Below are 22,591 nucleotides of genomic sequence, written 5' to 3' on the forward strand. Positions count from 1 at the left end.
GATGGTCAAATTGTGGAGACGTTATAAACCCTTTATCAATGCAGGTGTTCAAGAGTTGATTACCTATCGAGTCAACTTTATTCTCTATCGGATCGGCGATGTCATGGGTGCTTTTGTGGCTTTTTATCTCTGGAAGGCTGTCTTTGATTCTTCGCAAGAGTCCTTGATTCAGGGCTTTAGTATGGCAGATATCACCCTCTACATCATTATGAGTTTTGTGACCAATCTTCTGACTAGGTCAGATTCGTCCTTTATGATTGGGGAGGAGGTCAAGGATGGTTCCATTATCATGCGCTTGTTGAGACCGGTGCATTTTGCGGCCTCCTATCTTTTCACTGAGCTTGGTTCCAAGTGGTTGATTTTTATCAGCGTTGGCCTTCCATTTTTAAGTGTCATCGTGTTAATGAAAATCTTATCCGGGCAAGGGATGGTAGAAGTGCTGGGATTAACTGTTCTTTATCTTTTTAGCTTAACGCTAGCCTACCTGATCAACTTTTTCTTTAATATCTGCTTTGGATTTTCTGCCTTTGTATTTAAAAATCTTTGGGGTTCCAATCTACTTAAGACTTCCATAGTGGCCTTTATGTCTGGAAGTTTGATTCCCTTGGCTTTCTTTCCAAAGGTTGTTTCAGATATTCTGTCCTTCCTGCCTTTTTCATCCTTGATTTACACTCCGGTCATGATTATCGTTGGGAAATATGATGCCAATCAGATTCTTCAGGCGCTCGCTTTGCAGTTTTTCTGGCTCTTAGTGATGGTGGGCTTGTCTCAGTTGATTTGGAAACGAGTCCAGTCATTCATTACCATTCAGGGAGGTTAGTATGAAAAAATATCAACGCATGCATCTGATTTTTATCAGACAATACATCAAACAAATCATGGAATACAAGGTGGATTTTGTGGTTGGTGTGCTGGGAGTTTTTCTAACTCAAGGCTTGAACCTCTTATTTCTCAATGTCATTTTTCAACATATTCCATCCCTAGAAGGTTGGACTTTTCAAGAAATCGCCTTTATCTATGGATTTTCTTTGATTCCCAAGGGATTGGATCATCTCTTTTTTGACAATCTCTGGGCGCTAGGGCAACGCCTAGTCCGAAAAGGGGAGTTTGACAAGTATCTGACTCGTCCTATCAATCCGCTCTTCCATATACTCGTTGAGACCTTTCAGATTGATGCCTTGGGCGAGCTCTTGGTCGGTGGTATTTTACTAGCGACAACAGTATCAAGTATTGCTTGGACGCTTCCCAAATTCCTGCTTTTCCTAGTTTGTATTCCTTTTGCGACCTTGATTTATACTTCCTTAAAAATCGCGACAGCTAGTATCGCTTTTTGGACCAAGCAGTCAGGCGCCATGATTTACATTTTCTATATGTTTAATGATTTTGCCAAGTATCCCATTTCAATTTATAATTCAGCTCTTCGTTGGTTGATTAGCTTTATCGTGCCATTTGCCTTTACGGCCTACTATCCTGCTAGCTATTTCTTGCAGGACAAGGATGTAATCTTTAACATCGGAGGTTTGATATTGATTTCTCTGGTTTTCTTTGTCATTTCCCTTAAACTTTGGGATAGGGGCTTGGATGCCTACGAAAGTGCAGGATCCTAAGAGGAAGAAACTCAAAGCCTTGTCTCAGGACAGGCTTTTTCTAATAGGAATGAAAATTCCTTGACATCCATCCTCAGAGTGCTATACTGTAAGTGTAATCGCCGATTTAGCTCAGTTGGTAGAGCACCGCACTCGTAACGCGAAGGTCACAGGTTCAAACCCTGCAATCGGCAAAGTGATGAAACTCATTCGACTGGGTTTCTTTTTATTTTATCTTAACTATTGAACCACTTAGACTTATATTTAGACCAGATAGGCAAAAGACCTTGTTCTTGGAACTGGCCTCTGCTATAATGTTTTTTGTAAGGGACGTTAAGCATCGATAACAGATAACCCAAGTGCCTAAAAAAGAAATTGGAGATAAACAAATGAAAAAATTATTGGGAATTGTATTTTTAGTAGCAGCAGCGACAGTATTGTATTTTGGTTCTGTAGGCTGGCCAAGTTTGGATGTCAACCTCTGGTCACTGATTCCGGTAGGATTGTTTCTCTTTTTCACTCTAGAGAATCTTTTGAAAAAGGACTATAAGGCTAGTCTGATGTGTTTGATTATTGCCTTTATTATTGCGAATGCAATTTTGGACCTGTTGCTAATTTCAAGTGGCTTGGTTATTGGAGCAGGTGTGCTAGCTTGTGTAGGTATTGGTTATCTATTTCCTGATAAAGAGAGTAAATAGAAATTATTGAAAAATAGATAAAGAAAAAACACTTCAATCACTGTATTTCAGTTTGATTGAGGTGTTTTCGATTTAGTTTTTTATTTCTGAGCCATCAATTCAACAATCATCTCGATATACATGACAAGGGTTACTAAGAATCCTGCACGCCAGAAGAATTTGATGAATTTAGGATAGTAAAAGCTGCGTTTTTTCAAAAGGAAGAAAAAAACGAGAATAATGGCTAGGAGTGAGAGGGCTAGGCCTAGTCTAGGGAGGAAATTATGGGTAAAGGTTTTAGCTGTAATAAGGTAATATTCAAATACCAAGACTGGAAAAGCCAAATCCGCAAAGTTTCGTCCTAGTTTTTTTAATCTAAAAAGTTTGGTTATGATAATGCAGACTACTAAGGTCAGTATCAATAATAAAATAGATGCTAATTTCATTAAAATCATATCCATATTGTATCATAAAAAATCGCTAAAGGAAACGAGAAACAGAGGAATTTATAGGAAAGTCAGGCTTTTGAGATTGTGGGTGTTTTTTGTTATAATGAAAGTTATGAAATCTTATAACACCTTGAATGATTATTATCGAAAACTCTTTGGAGAAAAGACCTTTAAAGTCCCTATTGATGCTGGGTTTGACTGTCCCAATCGTGATGGGACTGTGGCTCATGGGGGCTGTACTTTTTGTACGGTTTCAGGTTCTGGAGATGCTATCGTAGCACCGGACGCGCCTATCCGTGAGCAATTTTATAAAGAAATTGACTTTATGCATCGTAAGTGGCCTGATGTTCAGAAGTATCTGGTTTATTTTCAAAATTTTACCAACACCCATGAAAAGGTTGAAGTTATTCGAGAGCGCTATGAACAGGCTATCAACGAGCCAGGTGTAGTAGGAATCAATATTGGAACGCGCCCAGACTGTTTACCAGACGAAACCATCGAATATTTGGCTGAATTATCGGAGCGCATGCATGTGACGGTTGAATTGGGCTTGCAGACCACTTATGAAACAACCTCTGACCTGATTAACCGTGCCCACTCCTATGAGTTGTACGTGGAAACGGTCAAGCGTTTGAGAAAGTATCCCAAAATTGAGATAGTTTCCCATCTGATCAATGGGCTTCCTGGTGAAACCCATGAGATGATGATTGAAAACGTCCGCCGCTGTGTTACGGATAACGATATTCAAGGGATTAAACTGCATTTGCTTCACCTGATGACCAATACGCGAATGCAACGGGATTATCACGAAGGACGCTTGCAGTTGATGAGCCAGGACGAATATGTAAAGGTTATCTGTGATCAACTGGAAATCATTCCTAAACATATTGTCATCCATCGAATCACAGGAGATGCACCTAGAGATATGCTGATTGGGCCTATGTGGAGCCTCAATAAATGGGAAGTCCTCAACAGCATTGAGATGGAGATGCGACGTCGTGGAAGCGTTCAAGGATGCAAGGCTGTAAAACAGGAGTTTGAAAATGAAAAGACCACTTGAGATGGCACATGATTTTTTGGCTGAGGTAGTGACTCAGGATGATATCGTAGTGGATGCAACCATGGGAAATGGTCATGACACGCTTTTTCTAGCCAAGCTAGCTAAGCAAGTCTATGCCTTTGATATTCAGGAGCAAGCCTTGGAAAAGACCAAGGAGCGTTTGGATCAGGCTGATCTGACAAATGCCCAGTTAATCTTGCAAGGCCATGAGACACTGGACCAGTTTGTGACAGAAGCCAAGGCAGGGATTTTTAATCTGGGCTATCTGCCGTCAGCTGATAAGTCAGTCATTACCCAACCTCAGACGACTATTGAAGCATTAGAAAAGCTGTGTCATTTGCTTGTCAAAGGGGGACGGATTGCTATCATGATCTACTATGGTCATGAAGGAGGCGACCTCGAGAGGGATGCTGTCTTGGATTTTGTCAGCCAGTTGAACCAACAAGAGTACACAGCTGCCATTTACCGAACCCTGAACCAAGTCAACAACCCACCGTTTTTAGTGATGATTGAAAAATTAGAGAGATATAGACATGGATAAACAATACCTACGTGAAAAGCTGGATGCCATGCGCCAGAATTTTGTTGAATCAACCCAACACGAACGAGCGGTGGGTGTGTTAGACCAAGCACACATGAGCAAAAAAATGCTTAAAATCAAGAAAAAATTAGTTGCTCTTGAGATGGAACGGTGCCAGAGAAAAATTGAGCACAAAGACTGTTCCAAGATTGACCAAAAAATCAAAGAGCAGAAGGAGATATTTGAATCCTGTTGTAAAAAAGATTAAGGAGGACGTGCGTGGAATTACTGATTTACCTTATCCTATTTTTACTGGTCTTGATTGTCTCAAGTACAACCAATAAGCTCCTGCCCTTTTTGCCTCTCCCTTTGGTGCAGATTCTTTTGGGAATCGTGATTGGTCTTTTTTTACCCAATACCGACTTTCACCTCAATACGGAGTTGTTTTTGGCACTGGTTATCGGGCCCTTGCTTTTCCGAGAGTCGGAGGAAGCAGATATTACGGCTATTTTAAAACACTGGCGAATCATTGTTTATCTCATATTTCCAGTGATTTTCATCTCGACCCTGAGTTTGGGTGGCTTGTCCCATCTTCTTTGGCTCAGTCTTCCCTTGGCGGCTTGCTTGGCTGTTGGGGCGGCACTTGGCCCTACGGACTTGGTAGCCTTTGCCTCTCTTTCGGAGCGGTTTAGCTTTCCTAAGCGCGTGTCCAATATCCTTAAGGGTGAAGGACTCTTGAATGATGCTTCTGGCTTGGTTGCCTTTCAGGTAGCTTTGACAGTTTGGACAACTGGGGCCTTTTCCCTTGGGCAAGCGAGTAGTTCGCTCATCTTTTCAATCCTAGGCGGTTTTTTGATTGGCTTTTTAACAGCCATGACCAACCGTTTCCTCCATAGTTTCTTACTTAGTGTACGAGCAACGGATATTGCCAGCGAACTTTTATTAGAATTGAGTTTGCCCTTGGTAACCTTCTTCCTGGCAGAAGAAGTCCACGTTTCAGGGATTATTGCCGTTGTAGTTGCTGGGATTTTAAAGGCAAGCCGTTTTAAGAAAATTACGCTCCTTGAAGCCCAGGTGGATACGGTGACCGAGACGGTCTGGCATACAGTGAATTTTATGCTAAACGGTTCTGTCTTTGTGATTTTAGGGATGGAGTTGGAAATGATAGCAGAACCTATCTTGACCAATCCAATCTATAATCCCTTACTTTTATTGGTATCTCTTATAGCCCTTACCTTTGTCCTCTTTGCCATTCGTTTTGTCATGATTTATGGCTATTATGCTTATAGGACCCGACGACTTAAGAAAAAACTGAATAAGTATATGAAGGACATGCTTCTTTTGACCTTTTCAGGTGTCAAGGGAACGGTGTCAATTGCTACGATTCTTTTGATACCAAGTAATCTAGAGCAGGAGTATCCTCTCTTACTTTTCCTTGTCGCAGGTGTGACGCTTGTAAGCTTTTTAACAGGCCTCGTGGTCTTGCCTCATCTTTCTGATGAACAGGAAGAAAGCAAGGATTATCTCATGCATATCGGCATTTTGAATGAAGTAACGCTAGAGTTGGAAAAAGAGTTGGAAGGCACCAGAAATAAACTTCCCCTCTATGCGGCTATTGACAATTACCATGGACGTATTGAAAATCTCATCCTGAGTCAAGAAAATAAGGGGGCTCAAGAAGACTGGGAGGCTTTAAAACTTCTCATCCTCAGTATTGAAAGTGATGGTTTAGAACAGGCTTACGAAGAAGGCAAGATGAGTGAGCGTGCCTATCGAGTTTACCAACGTTATTTGAAAAACATGGAACAAGGTATCAATCGCAAGTTTGCTTCACGTTTGACCTATTATTTCCTTGTTTCCTTGCGGATTTTACGTTTTCTCCTTCATGAAGTCTTTACCTTTGGCAAGACCTTCCGTAGTTGGAAAAATGAAGAATCGCAGAAACTCAGAGCCCTTGACTATGATCAAATAGCAGAGCTCTATCTAGAAAATACAGAGATGATTATTGAAAGTTTGGAGAACCTAAAAGGTGTTTATAAGAGTTCCTTGATTAGCTTCATGCAGGATTCTCGTCTCCGAGAAACAGCTATCATCACCAGTGGTGCCTTTGTCGAACGGGTTATCAATCGTGTAAAGCCTAACAATATCGATGAAATGCTGAGAGGCTATTATCTGGAGCGCAAGTTGATTTTCGAATATGAAGAAAAACGATTGATTACGACCAAGTATGCCAAGAAGTTACGACAAAATGTGAATAACTTAGAGAACTATTCCTTGAAGGAAGCTGCCAATACTCTGCCTTATGATATGGTGGAATTGGTAAGAAGAAATTAATCAAGATTATAAGTGAAGGAGTGTGACATGAAAAAGTGGTGGAAAGAGCAGATAGACAAGCCTTTATTAAAAGCTTTTTTGCATTATTATCAAGCATCAGATAGTGAGTTGACCAGTGTTGCTGTAGCCTACTATTGGTTGATTTCGATTTTTCCACTTCTTTTGGTGGTGGTTAATATCCTCCCTTATTTTCGGATTCCAGTTTCTAATTTTTTAAAGGTTGTCAATGAATTCTTGCCGGATACCATGTATGATGTGGTCACAAAGATTATCACAGAAGTGCTGACCCAACCGTCAACGGGCTTATTGAGTTTTGCGGTTTTGTCAGCCCTCTGGACCTTTTCAAAATCCATGAATTTCCTACAGAAAGCCTTTAATAAAGCTTACGGAGTAGCAAAAAATCGTGGAATGATTTCCCATCAGCTTATGAGTTTGTTTGTCAGTTTTGGTTTGCAGATTCTCTTTGCTTTAGCTCTGTTTTTGAGTGTCTTTGGCCGTATGCTCCTCAACCTTGTCAAAAGCTATTGGAAATCGGATAGTCCTCTCTTTGATTATCTGCAAGACCTAACAGGCCCTTTGGTCTATGCCTTGATTTTTGCCATCCTGGTCATGCTTTATTATTTCCTGCCTAATGTTAAGGTCCGACGGATTCGCTCTGTATTGCCAGGTAGTGCCTTTGTCTTGTTGACTCTGCTCTTCCTGCTCAATATCTTTTCAGTCTATGTCAACAATTATGTCAATCACCTAGTGGACGTCCGTTTTTTCAGTTCCGTCGTCGTGGTGGTCATGATGTTCTGGTTTATTCTCATCGCTAAGATTTTAATTGTCGGCGCGGTTATCAATGCCAGTGTCCAGAGTTTGAAAGATCCGAGCTTTAGAATAAATTAACTCAATTTTTTATCCATAACAAAACGCATACTATCAAGGTTTTATAATGCCTGATAATATGCGTTTTTTGATTGTGAAAATTAGTAGATAAACATGGCATCACCGAAACTAAAGAAGCGGTAGTGTTCTTGGATGGCATGATGGTAGGCATCTAAGACTAATTCACGGCCTGCAAAGGCAGAAACCAACATGACCAGAGTTGATTTTGGCAGGTGGAAGTTGGTTGAGAAGGCATCCACGACCTTCCACTCATAGCCAGGTTTGATAAAGATATTGGTCCAGCCAGAATCAGCCTGGATTTGCCCATCAAACTTGGAACCAATAGTTTCCAAGGTGCGGATAGAAGTAGTTCCGACAGCGATGATACGACCACCATTTTCTTTGACAGAGCGAAGGGTACTAGCAGCCTCCTCAGAAAGCTGGTAGAATTCTGAGTGCATTTCGTGTTCGTCCAGATTGTCAACTGAAACAGGTCTAAAGGTTCCGAGTCCGACATGAAGAGTCAAATAGACTAGATGAACACCCTTAGCTTGGATTTCTGCCAGCAATTCTTTGGTGAAGTGCAGTCCAGCAGTAGGTGCTGCAGCAGAGCCACTTTCCTTGGCATAAACGGTTTGATAGCGTTCACGGTCATCCAGTTTTTCGTGGATATAAGGCGGTAGCGGCATTTCTCCCAGACTTTCCAAAACTTCTAGGAAAATTCCTTGGTATTCAAAGCGGACAATGCGGCCCCCGTGAGTCAATTCTTCCGTAACGACAGCGCTGAGACGACCATCGCCAAAGCTGACACGAGTACCAACCTTGAGGCGTTTGGCAGGTTTAGCCAGAACTTCCCACTCATCTCCAGCAGTGTTTTTTAGCAGGAGAAGTTCCACATGGCCTCCTGTCTCGTCTTTTTGACCATAGAGGCGGGCAGGAAGAACACGGGTGTCATTCATAACAAGGGCATCACCAGTTTCCAGCATATCAATAATAGAGTGGAAGTGCTTATCCTGCATTGCTCCCGTCTCACGGTTGACAATGAGAAGTTTAGAGGCATCCCGTTTTTCAAGGGGTGTTTGGGCAATCAATTCTTCTGGTAAGTGGAAATCAAAATCAGCTGTATTCATATATCTCTTCATTCTTTCTAAGTTCTAATCCTATCCATTATAACATGTTTCCAGTTTGGGCGCTCTTTTTTTAGAAATTAAATCGTTTTCACTTGACAAAAATTGGTCTATACCATATAATAAATATAGATTAAAACGGAGGATGAAAAGATGAAAGTTATTAAAGTTGAAAACCAAGTTGAAGGTGGAAAAGTTGCGTTTGAGATTTTGAAGGATAAATTAGCCAATGGTGCTCAAACATTGGGACTTGCGACAGGAAGCAGTCCACTTGAATTTTACAAGGAAATCGTTGAAAGTGACCTTGATTTTTCAAATCTAACCAGTGTCAACCTTGATGAGTATGTAGGTCTTGATGGAGACAATCCACAGTCTTACCGTCACTTCATGCAAGAAAACTTGTTCAACCAAAAACCATTTAAAGAAAGTTTCTTGCCTCGTGGGGTTAAGGATCATGCTGAAGCTGAAGTAGAACGTTACAACCAAATTTTGGCTGACCATCCAGTTGATCTGCAAATCTTGGGAATCGGTCGCAATGGACATATCGGCTTTAATGAGCCTGGCACTCCATTTGACAGTCAAACACACCTTGTAGAACTTGACCAGTCTACTATCGAAGCCAATGCTCGCTTCTTTGATAAAATTGAAGATGTTCCAACCCAAGCTATCTCAATGGGGATTAAAAACATCTTGGATGCCAAGTCAATCCTTCTCTTTGCTTACGGTAAGTCGAAAGCAGAAGCCATTGCCGGAACCGTGTCTGGCCCAGTGACTGAGAGCCTACCAGCAAGTAGTCTACAAAACCACCCAGATGTGACCATTATTGCAGATGCAGAAGCGCTCAGCTTACTTGAAAAATAAAAAGTATAAAAACCACTTGCTCTTTGGAGTGAGTGGTTTTTTACTTCAAATGTTCACTATCCTGCTAAAAGAAATTTTTCTGTAAATTCCCGTAACAGTTGTCGATATTTCATATAAAAAGGTATCCAATAGAAAATTATTAAATGTCTGTAAACTGTGATATAATCGTATTGATTATTTTTTATGATACTATACGATTTTTATTAAGACAGTCGATAGTTGTTGATGCTGGAAACCATGATATAACTGGCAATTCCTGACATGTGAAGAAAGGTTGAAATCCAGCCTGTTATATTTGGTAGAAGCATGGTGAGAGATAGAACGATTAAAAGGATATAAAATAGTTTTAATCCTAAATTGAAATTTTTCCATATACTAAACATATTCATCACCCCACCCGTTACAAAAGCATAGCCAATAGCAGAGATACCCGATGCCTGAATTTCTTGATTCTGTGTTAATATATGGAATACAATTGAAGATATTACCATAGAAGTAATAAAAACTAAAAATACATATTTTGATCCCCTTTTATACTCCATAGCCCACCAAAAGGAAGTAACATTAAAGTATTTAAAACTAAATGAAACCATATAAACCATACTGGTGCTTCTTTACTTCCATGCATAAATGTACCACTAAAGTATTGCCAACAATAAATTGGCTTTGAATGAAATGCAAATAAGTCATACATTACACTTCCCAAAAAGGTAGTAAGAATTCCTAGCAATAAACAAATTACAACTAAAATACTGACCACAGGGCAAATTTTTATGATTCTTTTCATGTTATAGATTCACTTCTAAATAATACTAATTTTTGCTAATCAATATGTGCCACTATTATATCATTTCCATCTATAAATGTTAATCAATTTTAACAAGATTAAAATTGAAGATAATATAAGTTTATGGCAGTTTTTTCTTGACAATTATTCCTTTTACGTGTAAAATAGAATAGATCTTGAACTTGAAGGGAGTGAAAAAAATGTCTAAAACAGTAGTACGTAAGAATGAATCTCTTGACGACGCACTTCGTCGTTTCAAACGTGCGGTTACTAAAGCTGGTACTCTTCAAGAAACACGCAAACGTGAATTCTATGAAAAACCTTCTGTAAAACGTAAACGTAAATCAGAAGCAGCTCGTAAACGTAAAAAATTCTAATTAGAAATGAAAGGCTGGAGAAATCTAGTCCTTTTTCTTTTAATACTCTTCGAAAATCTCTTCAAACCACGTCAACGTCGCCTTGCCGTACTCAAGTACAGCCTGCGGCTAGTTTCCTAGTTTGCTCTTTGATTTTCATTGAGTATAAATAAATACTCCAAAGCCTGCAAAAATCTCAAATATCCTCCTACAATTTGATATAATAGAGAGAAGAACTCATTTGAAGGAGGAAATGATGTCGGTTTTAGTAAAAGAAGTGATTGAAAAGCTTAGACTAGACATTGTCTATGGCGAACCAGAACTACTTGAAAAGGAAATTAATACCGCGGACATTACGCGACCTGGTCTTGAAATGACGGGCTATTTTGACTATTATACGCCTGAGCGAATCCAGCTCTTGGGAATGAAGGAGTGGTCCTATCTCGTTTCGATGTCCTCTCACAACCGTTACCAAGTCTTGAAAAAAATGTTTCTACCTGAGACACCTGCGGTCATTGTTGCTCGTGGTTTGGTGGTTCCAGAGGAGATGCTAAAGGCAGCCAGAGAATGTAAGATTGCCATTTTAACCAGCCGTACGGCAACCAGTCGTTTATCTGGAGAGTTATCTAGTTATCTGGATTCACGTTTAGCAGAACGGACCAGTGTGCACGGTGTCTTGATGGATATCTATGGTATGGGTGTCTTGATTCAGGGCGATAGTGGCATCGGTAAGAGTGAGACAGGTCTAGAGCTTGTCAAACGTGGTCACCGCTTGGTAGCTGATGACCGGGTCGATATCTTTGCCAAGGACGAGATTACTCTTTGGGGTGAACCTGCTGAAATCTTGAGACACCTGATTGAAATTCGTGGGGTTGGGATTATCGATGTCATGAGCCTCTACGGTGCCAGTGCTGTCAAGGACTCTTCACAAGTTCAGTTGGCTGTTTACTTGGAAAATTACGATACACATAAGACTTTTGATCGTCTTGGAAACAATGCAGAGGAAATAGAAATTTCTGGCGTAGCCATTCCTCGTATTCGTATTCCAGTTAAAACAGGTCGTAATATCTCTGTTGTGATTGAGGCAGCTGCCATGAATTATCGTGCCAAGGAAATGGGCTTTGATGCGACGCGTTTGTTCGAAGAACGCTTGACTAATCTCATTGCTCAAAACGAGGTGCCTAATGCTTGATCCAATTGCTATTCATCTAGGCCCTCTAGCCATTCGTTGGTATGCCTTGTGTATTGTGACAGGCTTGATTTTGGCGGTTTATTTGACCATGAAAGAAGCGCCTAGAAAGAAGATCATACCAGACGATATTTTAGATTTTATCTTAGTAGCCTTTCCTCTGGCTATTTTAGGAGCTCGTCTCTACTATGTTATTTTCCGTTTTGATTACTATAGTCAGAACTTAGGAGAAATTTTTGCCATTTGGAATGGTGGTTTGGCCATTTACGGTGGTTTGATAACTGGGGCCCTTGTACTCTACATTTTTGCTGATCGTAAGCTCATCAATACTTGGGATTTCTTAGATATTGCGGCGCCTAGCGTCATGATTGCCCAAAGTCTGGGGCGCTGGGGTAATTTCTTTAACCAAGAAGCTTATGGTGCAGCAGTGGATAATTTGGATTATCTACCTGCCTTTATCCGTGACCAGATGTATATTGAGGGGAGCTACCGTCAACCGACCTTCCTTTATGAGTCTCTATGGAATCTACTTGGATTTGCTTTGATTTTGATATTCAGACGAAAATGGAAGAGTCTCAGACGAGGTCATATCACTGCCTTTTATTTGATTTGGTATGGTTTCGGTCGTATGGTCATCGAAGGCATGCGAACAGATAGTCTCATGTTCTTTGGACTTCGAGTATCTCAATGGCTTTCAGTTGTCCTTATCGGACTGGGTATTTTTATCATTCTATATCAAAATCGTAAGAAGGCCCCTTACTATATTACAGAGGAGGAAAACTAAATGTTAGAAGTTGCATATATTCTTGTAGCCCTTGCTTTGATTGTATTTTTAGTGTATTTAATCATTACTGTACAAAAGCTTGGACGTGTTATCGATGAAACAGAGAAGACGATTAAAACCTTGACTTCAGATGTGGATGTGACCTTGCATCATACCAATGAATTGCTGGCTAAGGTCAATGTCTTGGCAGATGATATCAATGTCAAGGTGGCAACGATTGATCCACTCTTTAGTGCTGTTGCAGATTTATCTCTATCTGTTTCCGACCTCAATGACCATGCGCGTGTCTTGAGCAAGAAAGCTTCCTCAGCTGGTTCAAAAACACTTAAGACTGGTGCAAGTTTGTCAGCTCTTCGTGTAGCAAGTAAATTTTTCAAAAAATAAAAAAGGAGAATTCTTATGGGTAAACTATCCTCAATCCTTTTAGGAACCATTTCAGGTGCAGCTCTTGCCTTGTTTTTAACAAGCGACAAGGGCAAACAAGTTTGCAGTCAGGCTCAAGATTTTCTAGATGATTTGAGAGAAGATCCTGAGTATGCCAAGGAGCAGGTCTGTGAAAAACTGACAGAAGTTAAGGAGCAGGCTACAGATTTTGTTCTTAAAACCAAAGAACAGGTTGAGTCAGGTGAAATCACTGTGGACAGCGTACTTGCTCAAGCCAAATCATGTGCTCGTCAAGCGACAGAAGCATCAAAAGATCGATTCAATAATCTCAAGGAGCAATGGCAAGAAAAGGCCGAAACTCTTGATGAATCAGAAGAGATTGTTATTGACATAACAGAAGAATAAACCATCACCATCTCTGGACGGACTATGTATCTGGGGATGGTGATTTTTTTCTCGTAGCGTGTCTTTGTGGTATAATAAGTACTATGCAGAAAAAACCAACCTCAGCCTATGTGCACATCCCGTTTTGTACCCAGATATGTTATTATTGTGACTTTTCAAAGGTTTTTATCAAGAATCAGCCGGTAGATAGTTATTTAGAGTATCTGCTGGAAGAGTTTCGTTCTTATGATATTCAAAAGTTGCGAACCCTCTACATCGGTGGTGGGACACCAACAGCTTTGTCAGCTCCGCAACTGGAGGTGTTATTGAAGGGCTTGACTAAAAACTTGGACTTGTCTGTCTTAGAAGAGTTGACCATTGAAGCTAATCCAGGCGACTTGGATGCAGATAAGATAGCTGTTTTGAAAAACTCAGCTGTCAATCGTGTTTCGCTAGGTGTGCAGACCTTTGATGATAAGATGCTGAAAAAGATTGGGCGCAGTCATTTGGAGAAGGATATTTATGAAAATATCGACCGACTGAAACTGGCTGGTTTTGACAACATCTCCATTGATTTGATTTATGCGTTGCCTGGTCAGACCATGGAGCAGGTCAAGGACAATGTGGCTAAGGCCATTGGACTAGATATTCCCCATATGAGTTTGTATAGCTTGATTTTAGAAAATCATACTGTTTTTATGAACCGGATGCGACGAGGGAAATTGCCTCTGCCTAAGGAGGAACTGGAAGCTGAGATGTTTGAGTACATCATTGCAGAGCTGGAGCGAGCTGGTTTTGAGCATTATGAGATTTCCAATTTTTCCAAACCCGGTTTTGAAAGTCGTCACAATCTCATGTACTGGGACAATGCTGAGTACTATGGCATTGGTGCTGGTGCATCTGGTTATGTCAATGGTATTCGCTATAAGAATCATGGTCCCATTCGTCATTACCTCAGTGCAGTTGAGGAAGGTAATGCGCGTATCACAGAAGAGCACCTGAGTCAAAAAGAGCAAATGGAAGAAGAAATGTTCTTGGGACTCCGCAAGAAATCAGGGGTTTCCATGGCGCGATTTGAGGAAAAATTTGGACGGTCTTTCGATGGACTTTATGGAGAAATTGTCAGAGAATTGGTTCAACAAGGTCTCATGCAAATAGATGGTGACCGAGTTCGTATGACAAAAAGAGGTCTCTTTTTAGGAGACACCGTAGCAGAACGATTTATTTTGGAGTAGATGATGGGCTTAACTTATCGAATGAAAATGAAAATTCCTTTTGATATGGCTGATATGAACGGTCATATCAAGCTTCCAGATGTGATTTTGCTATCCCTTCAAGTTTCAGGGATGCAGTCGATTGAGTTAGGAGTTAGTGATAAGGCCATTTTGGAAGAGCATAATCTGGTCTGGATTATCACAGAATACGATATTGAGGTGGTTCGTTTGCCTCGTTTTGCGGAAGAAATTACCATCGAAACGGAAGCTTTGAGCTACAATCGGCTCTTTTGCTACCGTCGCTTTAACATTTATGATGAAGCAGGTCAGGAACTCATCCACATGATGGCGACCTTTGTTCTCATGGACCGCGACAGTCGAAAAGTCCATGCTGTCGAACCTGAGATTGTGGCTCCGTATCAGTCTGATTTTGATAAAAAGCTTATCCGTGGGCCAAAGTATGAGTCTTTGGAAGAACCATTCAGCAAGGATTACCATGTTCGTTTTTACGATTTGGATATGAATGGTCATGTCAATAACAGTAAATACTTGGACTGGATTTTTGAAGTGATGGGAGCAGATTTTTTGACCCAGTATATTCCCAAGAAAATCAACCTCAAGTATGTAAAGGAAGTTCGACCAGGTGGGGTGATTACATCGGCTGTTGAACGGTCTGGACTGGAAAGCAAACATGAGATTACAAGCGACGGTGCTACCAATGCCCAAGCTATCATCACTTGGCAAGAAATGAAGAAGGATTAGGAAGAAATAGATGAAATATAAAGGCTATTTAATTGATTTAGACGGAACCATTTATAAGGGGAAAGACAGAATTCCAGCAGGAGAGGCTTTTGTCCACGAATTGCAAAAGCGAGACATCCCCTATCTCTTTGTGACTAACAATACAACCCGCACTCCAGAGAGTGTTCAGGAGATGTTGGCTCAGAATTTTAATATTGATACGCCTCTATCGACTGTCTACACAGCGACTTTGGCGACTATCGACTATATGAACGACTTGGGGCTTGAAAAGACAGTATATGTCATCGGAGAATCAGGGCTCAAGGAAGCCATCAAGGCGGCTGGATATGTGGAAGACAAGGAAAATCCTGCCTATGTGGTAGTAGGGCTGGACTGGCAAGTCGACTATGAAAAATTTGCGACAGCAACTCTAGCTATTCAAAAGGGTGCCCACTTTATCGGAACCAACCCTGACCTCAACATCCCGACAGAACGAGGGCTTTTGCCAGGTGCTGGTTCACTGATTACGCTACTTGAAGTAGCAACACGAGTGAAGCCTGTTTATATTGGAAAACCAAATGCTATCATTATGGACAAGGCGGTTGAGCACTTAGGTTTGGAACGTGAAGAGTTGATTATGGTTGGAGATAACTATTTGACTGATATTCGAGCTGGGATTGATAATGGCATTCCAACGCTCTTGGTGACGACAGGTTTTACCAAGGCAGAAGAAGTAGCAGACCTACCAATCGCACCGACTCATGTGGTTTCTAGTCTTGCGGAGTGGAACTTTGATGAAAACTAAACTGACCTTTTGGAGCTCTATGCTTTTTCTCCTCTCCCTCTCAATCCTTTTGACCATTTATTTGGCTTGGATTTTTTATCCGCTGGATATTCAGTGGTTGAACTTAACGGATAGGGTCTATTTAAAACCAGAAACTATTCAGTACAACTTTCATATCTTGATGAATTACCTGACCAATCCTTTTAGTCAGGTCTTAGAGATGCCAGATTTTCGTTCGTCAGCAGCTGGTCTGCACCACTTTGCGGTGGTCAAGAACCTCTTTCACCTAGTTCAGCTAGTAGCTCTAGTGACACTGCCAAGTTTCTATGTCTTTGTCAAAGGGATTGTAAAAAAGGGCTTTTTATCTCTATTTAGTAAAGGGCTTTTGGCTCTAGTAGTCTTACCTGTGATGATTGGGCTTGGGGGAGTTTTGATTGGTTTTGACCAATTCTTTACCCTTTTCCATCAAATTCTCTTTGTGGGAGATGATACCTGGCTTTTTGACCCAGCCAAGGATCCAGTTATTTTAATTTTACCAGAGACCTTCTTCCTTCACGCCTTCCTCCTCTTTTTTGCCCTCTATGAAAGCTTCTTTGGTTTTCTATACCTGAAAAGTCGTAGGAAATAATACTAAAGATGTTCTTATTTTGAGTAAATAAGTTAGGTATATGATTCGAAACTATTGTCAAGAGTGAATTAACTAAATCTACCTTACCTCAATCGTTCGCAAACAGTCTATTTTTCTTGAAAAAATAGGCTTTTTTTCTAAAAATCTCTAGTCAAGCGCTTTATTTTTTTGTATAATAGAAGTAGCAAAGTATAGATAAGAAGAGAAAAGCATGATTACACTATTTCTATCACCGAGCTGTACTTCATGTCGTAAGGCAAAGGCCTGGTTAGAAAAACATAAGGTTCCCTTTGAGGAACACAATATTATGACCAGTCCTTTAACAAGAAAAGAATTGCAACACATCCTTTCCTTGACCGAAAATGGTACTGATGACATCATTTCAACTCGTTCAAAAATTTTTCAAAAATTAGATATTGATGTAGAAAGTATTTCGGTATCAGAATTGCTTCATTTGATTGAGCAGTATCCAAGTCTTTTGCGTCGTCCAATTATTATCGATGCCAAACGTATGCAGATCGGTTTTAATGAAGATGAGATTCGTGCTTTTCTCCCTCGTAGTTACCGTAAGCAAGAACTAAAAGAAGCAAGAATGAGAGCTGGTATTAGTTAATGAACAAACAGTATAGTTACCCACTAGATTTGTCGTGGAGCACTGAAGAACTTGCTTCAGTGCTTTCTTTTTTTAATGATGTTGAAGCTGCCTATGAAAGCAAGGTAGAGGCTAAAAAGTTACTGGACTCCTATAAGGGATTCAAGGCGGTTGTGCCAAGCAAGAGTGAAGAGAAACGTTTGGGACGAGAATTTGAAACAGTTAGTGGCTATTCGCTTTACCGAGCAGTTCAGACTGCTAAGGAAAAAGGGGAAGGGAAGATTTCTCTTGGAAAGTAAATTTGAATTTGCTAAAGAGCTTGTTAAGAAAGCGGGCCAGTACATCCTTGACCACATGCAGGAAGACTTGTGTGTTGAGACCAAGTCCTCTCCAACAGATTTGGTGACCAGACTGGACAAGGAAGTTCAGGAACTCTTGGTTGGTGAGATTTTGTCTCGTTATCCTGAGGATAAGATTTGTGCTGAAGAAGGTTGTCTGCGAGCCTCGGTTCAAGAGGGCAAGGTTTGGGTCATTGATCCCATTGATGGGACCAATAATTTTGTGGCCCAGCAGGAAGATTTTGCTGTCATGATGGCTTATTTTGAAAATGGTCAGGGACAGTTTGGTCTGATTTATGATGTGGTCAAAGGGGATTGTTACCACGGTGGTGGGGAATTTCCAGTTTGTCTAAATGATAGGCCCCTAGCTCCCTTTAAAGCAAAACCACTTGGAGATTTCCTTATTGCAGGAAATAGTGGTATGCTGGAAACCAATGAATGGGGTCTGGCTGATTTGGGTCGAGCGGTCCTCGGTGTACGTGTCTATGGGAGTGCGGCCATTAGTTTTGCCAAGATTTTGTCAGGGCGTTTGTTGAGCTATGTCACCTATCTGCAACCATGGGATTATGCCGCTGCAAGTATTTTAGGGGAAAGTCTGGGCTATCGGGTTGTGACCCTATCTGGTCAACCGCTTGATTTTCAAACCAGACAACCGGTCATGATGTTACCTCTTGAGATGCAGGAGGAAATTCAGTCCTATATTTACGAAAGGAAAAGAACTTAGATGCAATTTCCAGAAGGATTTGTTGAAAAATATGAAGAGATATTAGGAGATGAGGCAAGAGATTTTCTTGCCTCTTTTGAGGAGGAAGCGGTTTCGGCTTTTCGGATCAATCCTTTAAAAGAAGCGACAGTTTCCTTTCCTGATGCCATTCCTCAAACTCCTTGGGGCCACTATGGGAAGGTTTCAGGGAAATCGCCTGAGCATGCTACAGGGTTGGTTTATTCGCAAGAACCCGCTGCTCAGATGGTTGCTCAGGTAGCCCAGCCCAGCCCTGGTATGAAGGTCTTGGATTTGGCAGCTGCACCGGGTGGTAAATCAACTCAATTAGCAGCCTATCTAGCAGGGGAGGGTCTCCTTGTTTCCAATGAAATTTCAAGCAAACGGGCTAAGATTTTAGTAGAAAACATGGAGCGCTTTGGAGCGACAAATGTTGTGGTGACCAATGAATCTGCTGACCGTTTGGCCAAGGTTTTTAAGGGCTATTTTGACCTTATTGTCCTTGATGCTCCTTGCTCTGGGGAAGGGATGTTTCGTAAGCAACCAGATGCTATGGACTATTGGAGCTTAGATTATCCGATTCAATGTGCTAGCTTGCAAAGAGAAATTCTGGAAGATGCAGTAACCATGCTAGCAGAAGGTGGTCGCTTGGTTTATTCAACCTGTACCTGGGCCCCCGAGGAAAACGAAGAGATTGTCAATTGGTTGCTGGAGGAGTATGATTTTGATTTGTTGCCAGTAGAGCATATCAATGGAATGGTAGCTGGTATTGACCTGCCAGAAACGGCTCGTATGTACCCACATCATTTTAAGGGAGAGGGGCAGTTTGTAGCTCATCTACAGTTTAAGGGTGACAATCCAGCTCCTAAATTTAAGGCAAGTAAGAGCAATCTCAGCCGAGAACAAGTTGTCTTGTGGCAGGAATTTGCCCAAAACCACTTGATAGTTAATCTACCGGGTATCTTGCAGACTTTTGGTGACCAACTCTATCTCCTGCCAGAACTTTTGCCAGATTTAGGGAAACTCAAGATTGCTCGGAATGGCCTGCATCTAGGCACTTTTAAGAAGAAACGCTTTGAGCCTAGTTTTGCTCTTGGTCTAGCCTTGAAACCGAGTCAGGTCAAGCAGTCGGTTGAAATTGATCAAGAAGAGTTTGTAAAGTATGTGGCTGGAGAAACCGTTCAGCTGGCGGAAAGTCTGCCAAATGGTTGGTACCAAGTTTTGGTTCAAGGAAATGGTTTGGGCTTTGCTAAGGTGACTGGAAATGTTTTGAAAAATTATTTTCCTAAAGGCCTCAGATTCAAGTGAAAATGCTAGTCAAAGTAGCTTGTCTATGTTATAGTGGAAGTATGGATTTTTTTCAAATTGTCTTTCATTTTAAGTCAAAATTGGTGGGCAAGGTAACTGAGCAAATGACTAGTAAAACTAAGCAAAGAACTTCAGTTGGCTCCCAATTTTCAAAAGAAAAACATAAATAAATAGTTGAAAAAATTCACAGCATTCACCATTATTTTCAAGGAGAAAAACAGTGAAAAAAAGGAAAAAACTCGCTCTATCCCTTGCAGCTCTTTTGCTAGCAGGTTCTTTGGCGGGATGTGCTAGCTGGATTGATCGTGGGGAATCCATGACAGCTGTTGGTTCAACGGCTCTTCAGCCTTTGGTCGAAGCAGCAGCAGATGAATTTGGCTCTCTGCACGTTGGGAAAACAGTCAACGTCCAAGGTGGAGGATCTGGTACAGGTCTGTCTCAGGTTCAGTCTGGAGCCGTTGATGTAGGAAATTCAGACGTATTTGCCGAGGAAAAAGACGGTATCAACGCATCAGCTCTAGTAGATCACAAGGTTGCTGTAGCGGGCTTGGCAGTGATTGTGAACAAGGAAGTTGATGTTGAAAATCTGACAACTGAACAACTCCGTAGCATCTTCACAGGTCAAGTGACCAACTGGAAAGAAGTCGGTGGGAAAGACCTAGCCATTTCCATTATCAACCGTGCGGCAAGTTCAGGTTCACGTGCAACCTTTGATAGTGTTATCATGGATGGTCAATCGGCCGTGCAGAGTCAAGAACAGGATTCAAACGGGATGGTCAAAAACATTGTTTCCCAGACACCAGGAGCTATTTCTTACCTAGCCTTTGCCTATGTGGATGACTCAGTTAAACGTATGAAGTTGAATGGCTATGAGCCGATTGCAGAAAATGTTACAAGCAATAACTGGCCTTTGTGGTCTTATGAACACATGTACACCCTAGGTCAACCAAATGAATTGGTGGCAGAATTCCTCAACTTTGTCCTCTCTGATGAAGCGCAAAGTGGAATCGTTAAGGGAATGGGCTATATTTCTGTTAAGGAAATGAAGGTTGAAAAAGATGCTGTAGGAACGGTGACAGTACTAGAAGGGAGTCACTAATGAATCAAGAAGAATTAGCTAAAAAATTACTTTCTCCCTCAAAGAACTCTCGTCTAGAGAAACTAGGGAAAGGCTTGACCTTTGCCTGTCTGTCTTTGATTGTTATCATCGTGGCTATGATTTTGATTTTCGTAGCTCAGAAAGGTTTGTCGACCTTCTTTGTAAATGGGGTTAATATCTTTGATTTCCTCTTTGGACAAACTTGGAATCCTTCAGGTAAACAATTTGGTGCGCTTCCAATGATTTTGGGTTCCTTTATTGTCACAATCCTATCAGCCCTTATCGCAACTCCTTTTGCTATTGGTGCGGCAGTCTTTATGACTGAAGTCTCACCAAAAGGTGCTAGAATCTTGCAACCAGCCATTGAATTGCTGGTCGGGATTCCTTCAGTTGTGTATGGATTTATCGGTTTGCAGGTCGTGGTTCCCTTTGTCCGCAGTGTTTTTGGTGGAACTGGTTTTGGGATCTTGTCAGGGATTTTCGTTCTCTTTGTCATGATTTTACCGACGGTAACCTTTATGACAACCGATAGTTTGCGTGCGGTGCCTCGTCACTACCGCGAAGCTAGTTTGGCTATGGGAGCTACTCGTTGGCAAACCATCTGGCGCGTGACCTTGAAGGCGGCGCGTTCAGGGATTTTCACAGCAGTGGTCTTTGGGATGGCACGTGCCTTTGGTGAGGCCTTGGCCATTCAGATGGTGGTCGGAAACTCAGCCGTTGTTCCAACTTCATTGACAACACCTGCCGCGACCTTGACCTCTGTTTTGACTATGGGTATTGGAAATACCGTTATGGGAACAGTTGATAATAACGTTCTCTGGTCACTGGCCTTAGTCTTGCTCTTGATGAGTTTGGCCTTCAACAGTGTGATTAAATTGATTACGAAAGAAAGAGGAAAGAAAAACTATGCACGCTAAGAAATTAGATAAACTTGCAACAGCTGTCCTCTACTCGATTGCAGGAATTATTGTTGCCATCTTGGCATCCTTGATTCTTTATATCTTGGTTCGTGGTTTGCCCCACATCTCTTGGTCTTTCTTGACTGGCAAATCATCTTCTTACCAAGCAGGCGGAGGGATTGGAATTCAGCTCTATAATTCCTTCTTCCTTCTGGTTATTACCTTGATGATTTCTGTGCCCTTGTCTATGGGAGCTGGGATTTTCCTAGCTGAATATGCTAAAAAAGGTCCTGTGACCAATTTTGTCAGAACCTGTATTGAAATCTTGTCTTCACTCCCATCTGTGGTTGTAGGTCTCTTTGGTTACTTGATCTTTGTAGTTCAGTTTGAGTATGGATTTTCAATCATTTCAGGTGCCTTGGCCTTGACAGTCTTTAACTTACCTCAGATGACTCGTAATGTCGAGGACAGTTTGAAACATGTTCACCATACGCAACGTGAAGCTGGTCTGGCCCTTGGGATTTCTCGTTGGGAGACTGTGGTCCATGTGGTTATTCCAGAAGCCCTACCAGGTATTGTGACGGGTGTTGTCTTGGCCTCTGGTCGTATCTTTGGTGAGGCTGCTGCTTTGATCTATACAGCAGGACAATCCGCTCCAGCCCTTGACTGGTCAAACTGGAACATTCTCAGTGTGACTAGCCCAATCTCAATCTTCCGCCAAGCAGAAACCTTGGCTGTCCACATTTGGAAAGTCAACAGTGAAGGTACCATTCCTGATGGAACTATCGTATCAGCAGGTTCTGCGGCCGTGCTCCTCATCTTTATCCTCATCTTTAACTTTGGAGCCCGCAAACTCGGAAGCTATCTACATAAGAAATTAACCGCTGCCTAAAGGAGAAGCC

Annotated in this window: 27 protein-coding genes, 1 tRNA gene and 1 pseudogene; 26 read left to right on the forward strand and 3 right to left on the reverse strand. The window is 41.4% G+C overall.

The annotated features are described in order from the left end of the window. The first annotated feature begins 1 nt into the window (after position 1). The 4 genes from L0P31_RS00960 to L0P31_RS00975 all read left to right on the forward strand — a co-directional run bounded on the left by L0P31_RS00960 (position 2) and on the right by L0P31_RS00975 (position 2,284). Positions 2-820: an ABC transporter permease gene (locus L0P31_RS00960; protein ID WP_045606003.1), complete on the forward strand. Its 819-nt coding sequence runs from the start codon at positions 2-4 to the stop codon at positions 818-820. A 1-nt stretch (position 821) separates the two neighbouring features. Further along, positions 822-1,607: an ABC transporter permease gene (locus tag L0P31_RS00965; protein WP_033684901.1), complete on the forward strand. Its 786-nt coding sequence runs from the start codon at positions 822-824 to the stop codon at positions 1,605-1,607. Between the two features lie 100 nt (positions 1,608-1,707). Beyond that, positions 1,708-1,780, forward strand: a tRNA-Thr gene (locus L0P31_RS00970). Between the two features lie 195 nt (positions 1,781-1,975). Then, the gene (locus L0P31_RS00975) at positions 1,976-2,284 is read left to right on the forward strand and encodes a hypothetical protein (protein WP_238095377.1); all 309 of its coding nucleotides are present in this window, start codon (positions 1,976-1,978) and stop codon (positions 2,282-2,284) included. 80 nt (positions 2,285-2,364) lie between these two features. Here L0P31_RS00975 and L0P31_RS00980 read toward each other — a convergent pair whose 3' ends face one another. Continuing rightward, a complete protein-coding gene (locus tag L0P31_RS00980) occupies positions 2,365-2,724 on the reverse strand; it encodes a DUF3397 family protein (RefSeq protein WP_000367214.1) in 360 nt (119 codons plus the stop codon). A gap of 91 nt (positions 2,725-2,815) precedes the next feature. Here L0P31_RS00980 and mnmL point away from each other — a divergent pair, with 91 nt between their 5' ends. Genes mnmL through L0P31_RS01005 form a run of 5 tightly spaced genes read left to right on the forward strand, consistent with a single transcriptional unit; the run spans position 2,816 to position 7,514 of the window. Continuing rightward, entirely contained in the window at positions 2,816-3,772 is a 957-nt protein-coding gene (gene mnmL / locus L0P31_RS00985) for a tRNA modification radical SAM protein MnmL/YtqA (protein WP_023946280.1), read from the forward strand. Next, entirely contained in the window at positions 3,756-4,313 is a 558-nt protein-coding gene (mnmM, locus tag L0P31_RS00990; protein ID WP_023946281.1) for a tRNA 5-(aminomethyl)-2-thiouridylate-methyltransferase MnmM, read from the forward strand. Before mnmL ends, mnmM begins: the two co-directional genes overlap by 17 nt. Then, the gene (locus tag L0P31_RS00995; protein ID WP_004255753.1) at positions 4,306-4,560 is read left to right on the forward strand and encodes a hypothetical protein; all 255 of its coding nucleotides are present in this window, start codon (positions 4,306-4,308) and stop codon (positions 4,558-4,560) included. The genes mnmM and L0P31_RS00995 overlap by 8 nt, the downstream gene beginning before the upstream one ends. 11 nt (positions 4,561-4,571) lie before the next feature. Beyond that, positions 4,572-6,626 (forward strand): cation:proton antiporter, encoded by a 2,055-nt coding sequence (locus L0P31_RS01000; protein WP_049502193.1) that lies wholly within the window; start codon positions 4,572-4,574, stop codon positions 6,624-6,626. 27 nt (positions 6,627-6,653) lie between these two features. Continuing rightward, positions 6,654-7,514: a YihY/virulence factor BrkB family protein gene (locus tag L0P31_RS01005; protein ID WP_238095380.1), complete on the forward strand. Its 861-nt coding sequence runs from the start codon at positions 6,654-6,656 to the stop codon at positions 7,512-7,514. Positions 7,515-7,594: 80 nt separating this feature from the next. Here L0P31_RS01005 and queA read toward each other — a convergent pair whose 3' ends face one another. Next, positions 7,595-8,623, reverse strand: a complete 1,029-nt coding sequence (gene queA, locus L0P31_RS01010) for a tRNA preQ1(34) S-adenosylmethionine ribosyltransferase-isomerase QueA (protein ID WP_238095382.1) — start codon at positions 8,621-8,623, stop codon at positions 7,595-7,597. A 150-nt stretch (positions 8,624-8,773) separates the two neighbouring features. Between queA and L0P31_RS01015 the strand changes: the two genes are divergently transcribed. Then, a complete protein-coding gene (locus tag L0P31_RS01015; protein WP_238095384.1) occupies positions 8,774-9,481 on the forward strand; it encodes a glucosamine-6-phosphate deaminase in 708 nt (235 codons plus the stop codon). A 203-nt stretch (positions 9,482-9,684) separates the two neighbouring features. On the opposite strand, the pseudogene L0P31_RS01020 reads toward L0P31_RS01015, so the two are convergent. Then, positions 9,685-10,268: pseudogene (locus L0P31_RS01020) on the reverse strand (rhomboid family intramembrane serine protease). A 200-nt stretch (positions 10,269-10,468) separates the two neighbouring features. On the opposite strand from L0P31_RS01020, the gene rpsU reads away from it, so the two are divergent. From rpsU to pstA, 16 genes are all read left to right on the forward strand, one after another. Then, positions 10,469-10,645: a 30S ribosomal protein S21 gene (gene rpsU, locus L0P31_RS01025; RefSeq protein ID WP_000048054.1), complete on the forward strand. Its 177-nt coding sequence runs from the start codon at positions 10,469-10,471 to the stop codon at positions 10,643-10,645. Positions 10,646-10,880: 235 nt separating this feature from the next. After that, complete coding sequence (gene hprK, locus L0P31_RS01030; protein WP_000115155.1) at positions 10,881-11,816, forward strand: HPr(Ser) kinase/phosphatase; 936 nt, start codon at positions 10,881-10,883, stop codon at positions 11,814-11,816. After that, positions 11,809-12,597: a prolipoprotein diacylglyceryl transferase gene (gene lgt, locus L0P31_RS01035; RefSeq protein WP_238095386.1), complete on the forward strand. Its 789-nt coding sequence runs from the start codon at positions 11,809-11,811 to the stop codon at positions 12,595-12,597. The genes hprK and lgt overlap by 8 nt, the downstream gene beginning before the upstream one ends. Further along, positions 12,598-12,981, forward strand: a complete 384-nt coding sequence (locus tag L0P31_RS01040; protein WP_000895044.1) for a DUF948 domain-containing protein — start codon at positions 12,598-12,600, stop codon at positions 12,979-12,981. It abuts the gene before it with no gap. Between the two features lie 15 nt (positions 12,982-12,996). Beyond that, on the forward strand, positions 12,997-13,386 hold the full coding sequence (locus L0P31_RS01045) for a YtxH domain-containing protein (RefSeq protein ID WP_084888557.1): 390 nt from the start codon (positions 12,997-12,999) through the stop codon (positions 13,384-13,386). 83 nt (positions 13,387-13,469) lie between these two features. Continuing rightward, positions 13,470-14,600, forward strand: a complete 1,131-nt coding sequence (gene hemW, locus L0P31_RS01050; RefSeq protein WP_238095388.1) for a radical SAM family heme chaperone HemW — start codon at positions 13,470-13,472, stop codon at positions 14,598-14,600. A 3-nt stretch (positions 14,601-14,603) separates the two neighbouring features. Further along, a complete protein-coding gene (locus L0P31_RS01055; protein ID WP_238095390.1) occupies positions 14,604-15,341 on the forward strand; it encodes an acyl-[acyl-carrier-protein] thioesterase in 738 nt (245 codons plus the stop codon). 10 nt (positions 15,342-15,351) lie between these two features. Continuing rightward, the gene (locus tag L0P31_RS01060; RefSeq protein ID WP_000875447.1) at positions 15,352-16,125 is read left to right on the forward strand and encodes a TIGR01457 family HAD-type hydrolase; all 774 of its coding nucleotides are present in this window, start codon (positions 15,352-15,354) and stop codon (positions 16,123-16,125) included. Further along, positions 16,115-16,732 (forward strand): TIGR01906 family membrane protein, encoded by a 618-nt coding sequence (locus L0P31_RS01065; RefSeq protein ID WP_238095516.1) that lies wholly within the window; start codon positions 16,115-16,117, stop codon positions 16,730-16,732. Before L0P31_RS01060 ends, L0P31_RS01065 begins: the two co-directional genes overlap by 11 nt. Positions 16,733-16,943: 211 nt before the next feature. After that, positions 16,944-17,345 (forward strand): Spx/MgsR family RNA polymerase-binding regulatory protein, encoded by a 402-nt coding sequence (locus tag L0P31_RS01070; RefSeq protein ID WP_000631254.1) that lies wholly within the window; start codon positions 16,944-16,946, stop codon positions 17,343-17,345. Continuing rightward, positions 17,345-17,623 (forward strand): UPF0223 family protein, encoded by a 279-nt coding sequence (locus L0P31_RS01075; protein WP_020901523.1) that lies wholly within the window; start codon positions 17,345-17,347, stop codon positions 17,621-17,623. Before L0P31_RS01070 ends, L0P31_RS01075 begins: the two co-directional genes overlap by 1 nt. Next, a complete protein-coding gene (locus L0P31_RS01080) occupies positions 17,613-18,386 on the forward strand; it encodes an inositol monophosphatase family protein (protein WP_238095392.1) in 774 nt (257 codons plus the stop codon). Before L0P31_RS01075 ends, L0P31_RS01080 begins: the two co-directional genes overlap by 11 nt. Next, complete coding sequence (locus L0P31_RS01085; protein WP_238095394.1) at positions 18,387-19,691, forward strand: RsmF rRNA methyltransferase first C-terminal domain-containing protein; 1,305 nt, start codon at positions 18,387-18,389, stop codon at positions 19,689-19,691. Positions 19,692-19,911: 220 nt separating this feature from the next. Next, positions 19,912-20,790 carry a phosphate ABC transporter substrate-binding protein PstS family protein gene (locus L0P31_RS01090; RefSeq protein ID WP_238095396.1) on the forward strand — a complete coding sequence of 293 codons (879 nt, stop codon included), beginning with the start codon at positions 19,912-19,914 and terminating at the stop codon, positions 20,788-20,790. Beyond that, positions 20,790-21,707: a phosphate ABC transporter permease subunit PstC gene (gene pstC / locus L0P31_RS01095; RefSeq protein WP_001070903.1), complete on the forward strand. Its 918-nt coding sequence runs from the start codon at positions 20,790-20,792 to the stop codon at positions 21,705-21,707. Before L0P31_RS01090 ends, pstC begins: the two co-directional genes overlap by 1 nt. Beyond that, positions 21,697-22,581 carry a phosphate ABC transporter permease PstA gene (gene pstA / locus L0P31_RS01100; RefSeq protein ID WP_084928659.1) on the forward strand — a complete coding sequence of 295 codons (885 nt, stop codon included), beginning with the start codon at positions 21,697-21,699 and terminating at the stop codon, positions 22,579-22,581. Before pstC ends, pstA begins: the two co-directional genes overlap by 11 nt. Positions 22,582-22,591: the final 10 nt, after the last annotated feature.

The sequence above is a fragment of the Streptococcus mitis genome (assembly GCF_022137125.1).
Taxonomy (GTDB): Bacteria; Bacillota; Bacilli; order Lactobacillales; family Streptococcaceae; genus Streptococcus; species Streptococcus mitis_CE.

Coding starts and splice junctions, on each gene's coding strand:
- L0P31_RS00960 (WP_045606003.1), top strand. CDS start 2: ATGGTCAAATTGTGGAGACGTTATAAACCCTTTATCAATGCAGGTGTT.
- L0P31_RS00965 (WP_033684901.1), top strand. CDS start 822: ATGAAAAAATATCAACGCATGCATCTGATTTTTATCAGACAATACATC.
- L0P31_RS00975 (WP_238095377.1), top strand. CDS start 1,976: ATGAAAAAATTATTGGGAATTGTATTTTTAGTAGCAGCAGCGACAGTA.
- L0P31_RS00980 (WP_000367214.1), bottom strand. CDS start 2,724: ATGGATATGATTTTAATGAAATTAGCATCTATTTTATTATTGATACTG.
- mnmL (WP_023946280.1), top strand. CDS start 2,816: ATGAAAGTTATGAAATCTTATAACACCTTGAATGATTATTATCGAAAA.
- mnmM (WP_023946281.1), top strand. CDS start 3,756: ATGAAAAGACCACTTGAGATGGCACATGATTTTTTGGCTGAGGTAGTG.
- L0P31_RS00995 (WP_004255753.1), top strand. CDS start 4,306: ATGGATAAACAATACCTACGTGAAAAGCTGGATGCCATGCGCCAGAAT.
- L0P31_RS01005 (WP_238095380.1), top strand. CDS start 6,654: ATGAAAAAGTGGTGGAAAGAGCAGATAGACAAGCCTTTATTAAAAGCT.
- queA (WP_238095382.1), bottom strand. CDS start 8,623: ATGAATACAGCTGATTTTGATTTCCACTTACCAGAAGAATTGATTGCC.
- L0P31_RS01015 (WP_238095384.1), top strand. CDS start 8,774: ATGAAAGTTATTAAAGTTGAAAACCAAGTTGAAGGTGGAAAAGTTGCG.
- rpsU (WP_000048054.1), top strand. CDS start 10,469: ATGTCTAAAACAGTAGTACGTAAGAATGAATCTCTTGACGACGCACTT.
- hprK (WP_000115155.1), top strand. CDS start 10,881: ATGTCGGTTTTAGTAAAAGAAGTGATTGAAAAGCTTAGACTAGACATT.
- lgt (WP_238095386.1), top strand. CDS start 11,809: ATGCTTGATCCAATTGCTATTCATCTAGGCCCTCTAGCCATTCGTTGG.
- L0P31_RS01040 (WP_000895044.1), top strand. CDS start 12,598: ATGTTAGAAGTTGCATATATTCTTGTAGCCCTTGCTTTGATTGTATTT.
- L0P31_RS01045 (WP_084888557.1), top strand. CDS start 12,997: ATGGGTAAACTATCCTCAATCCTTTTAGGAACCATTTCAGGTGCAGCT.
- hemW (WP_238095388.1), top strand. CDS start 13,470: ATGCAGAAAAAACCAACCTCAGCCTATGTGCACATCCCGTTTTGTACC.
- L0P31_RS01055 (WP_238095390.1), top strand. CDS start 14,604: ATGGGCTTAACTTATCGAATGAAAATGAAAATTCCTTTTGATATGGCT.
- L0P31_RS01060 (WP_000875447.1), top strand. CDS start 15,352: ATGAAATATAAAGGCTATTTAATTGATTTAGACGGAACCATTTATAAG.
- L0P31_RS01065 (WP_238095516.1), top strand. CDS start 16,115: ATGAAAACTAAACTGACCTTTTGGAGCTCTATGCTTTTTCTCCTCTCC.
- L0P31_RS01070 (WP_000631254.1), top strand. CDS start 16,944: ATGATTACACTATTTCTATCACCGAGCTGTACTTCATGTCGTAAGGCA.
- L0P31_RS01075 (WP_020901523.1), top strand. CDS start 17,345: ATGAACAAACAGTATAGTTACCCACTAGATTTGTCGTGGAGCACTGAA.
- L0P31_RS01085 (WP_238095394.1), top strand. CDS start 18,387: ATGCAATTTCCAGAAGGATTTGTTGAAAAATATGAAGAGATATTAGGA.
- pstC (WP_001070903.1), top strand. CDS start 20,790: ATGAATCAAGAAGAATTAGCTAAAAAATTACTTTCTCCCTCAAAGAAC.
- pstA (WP_084928659.1), top strand. CDS start 21,697: ATGCACGCTAAGAAATTAGATAAACTTGCAACAGCTGTCCTCTACTCG.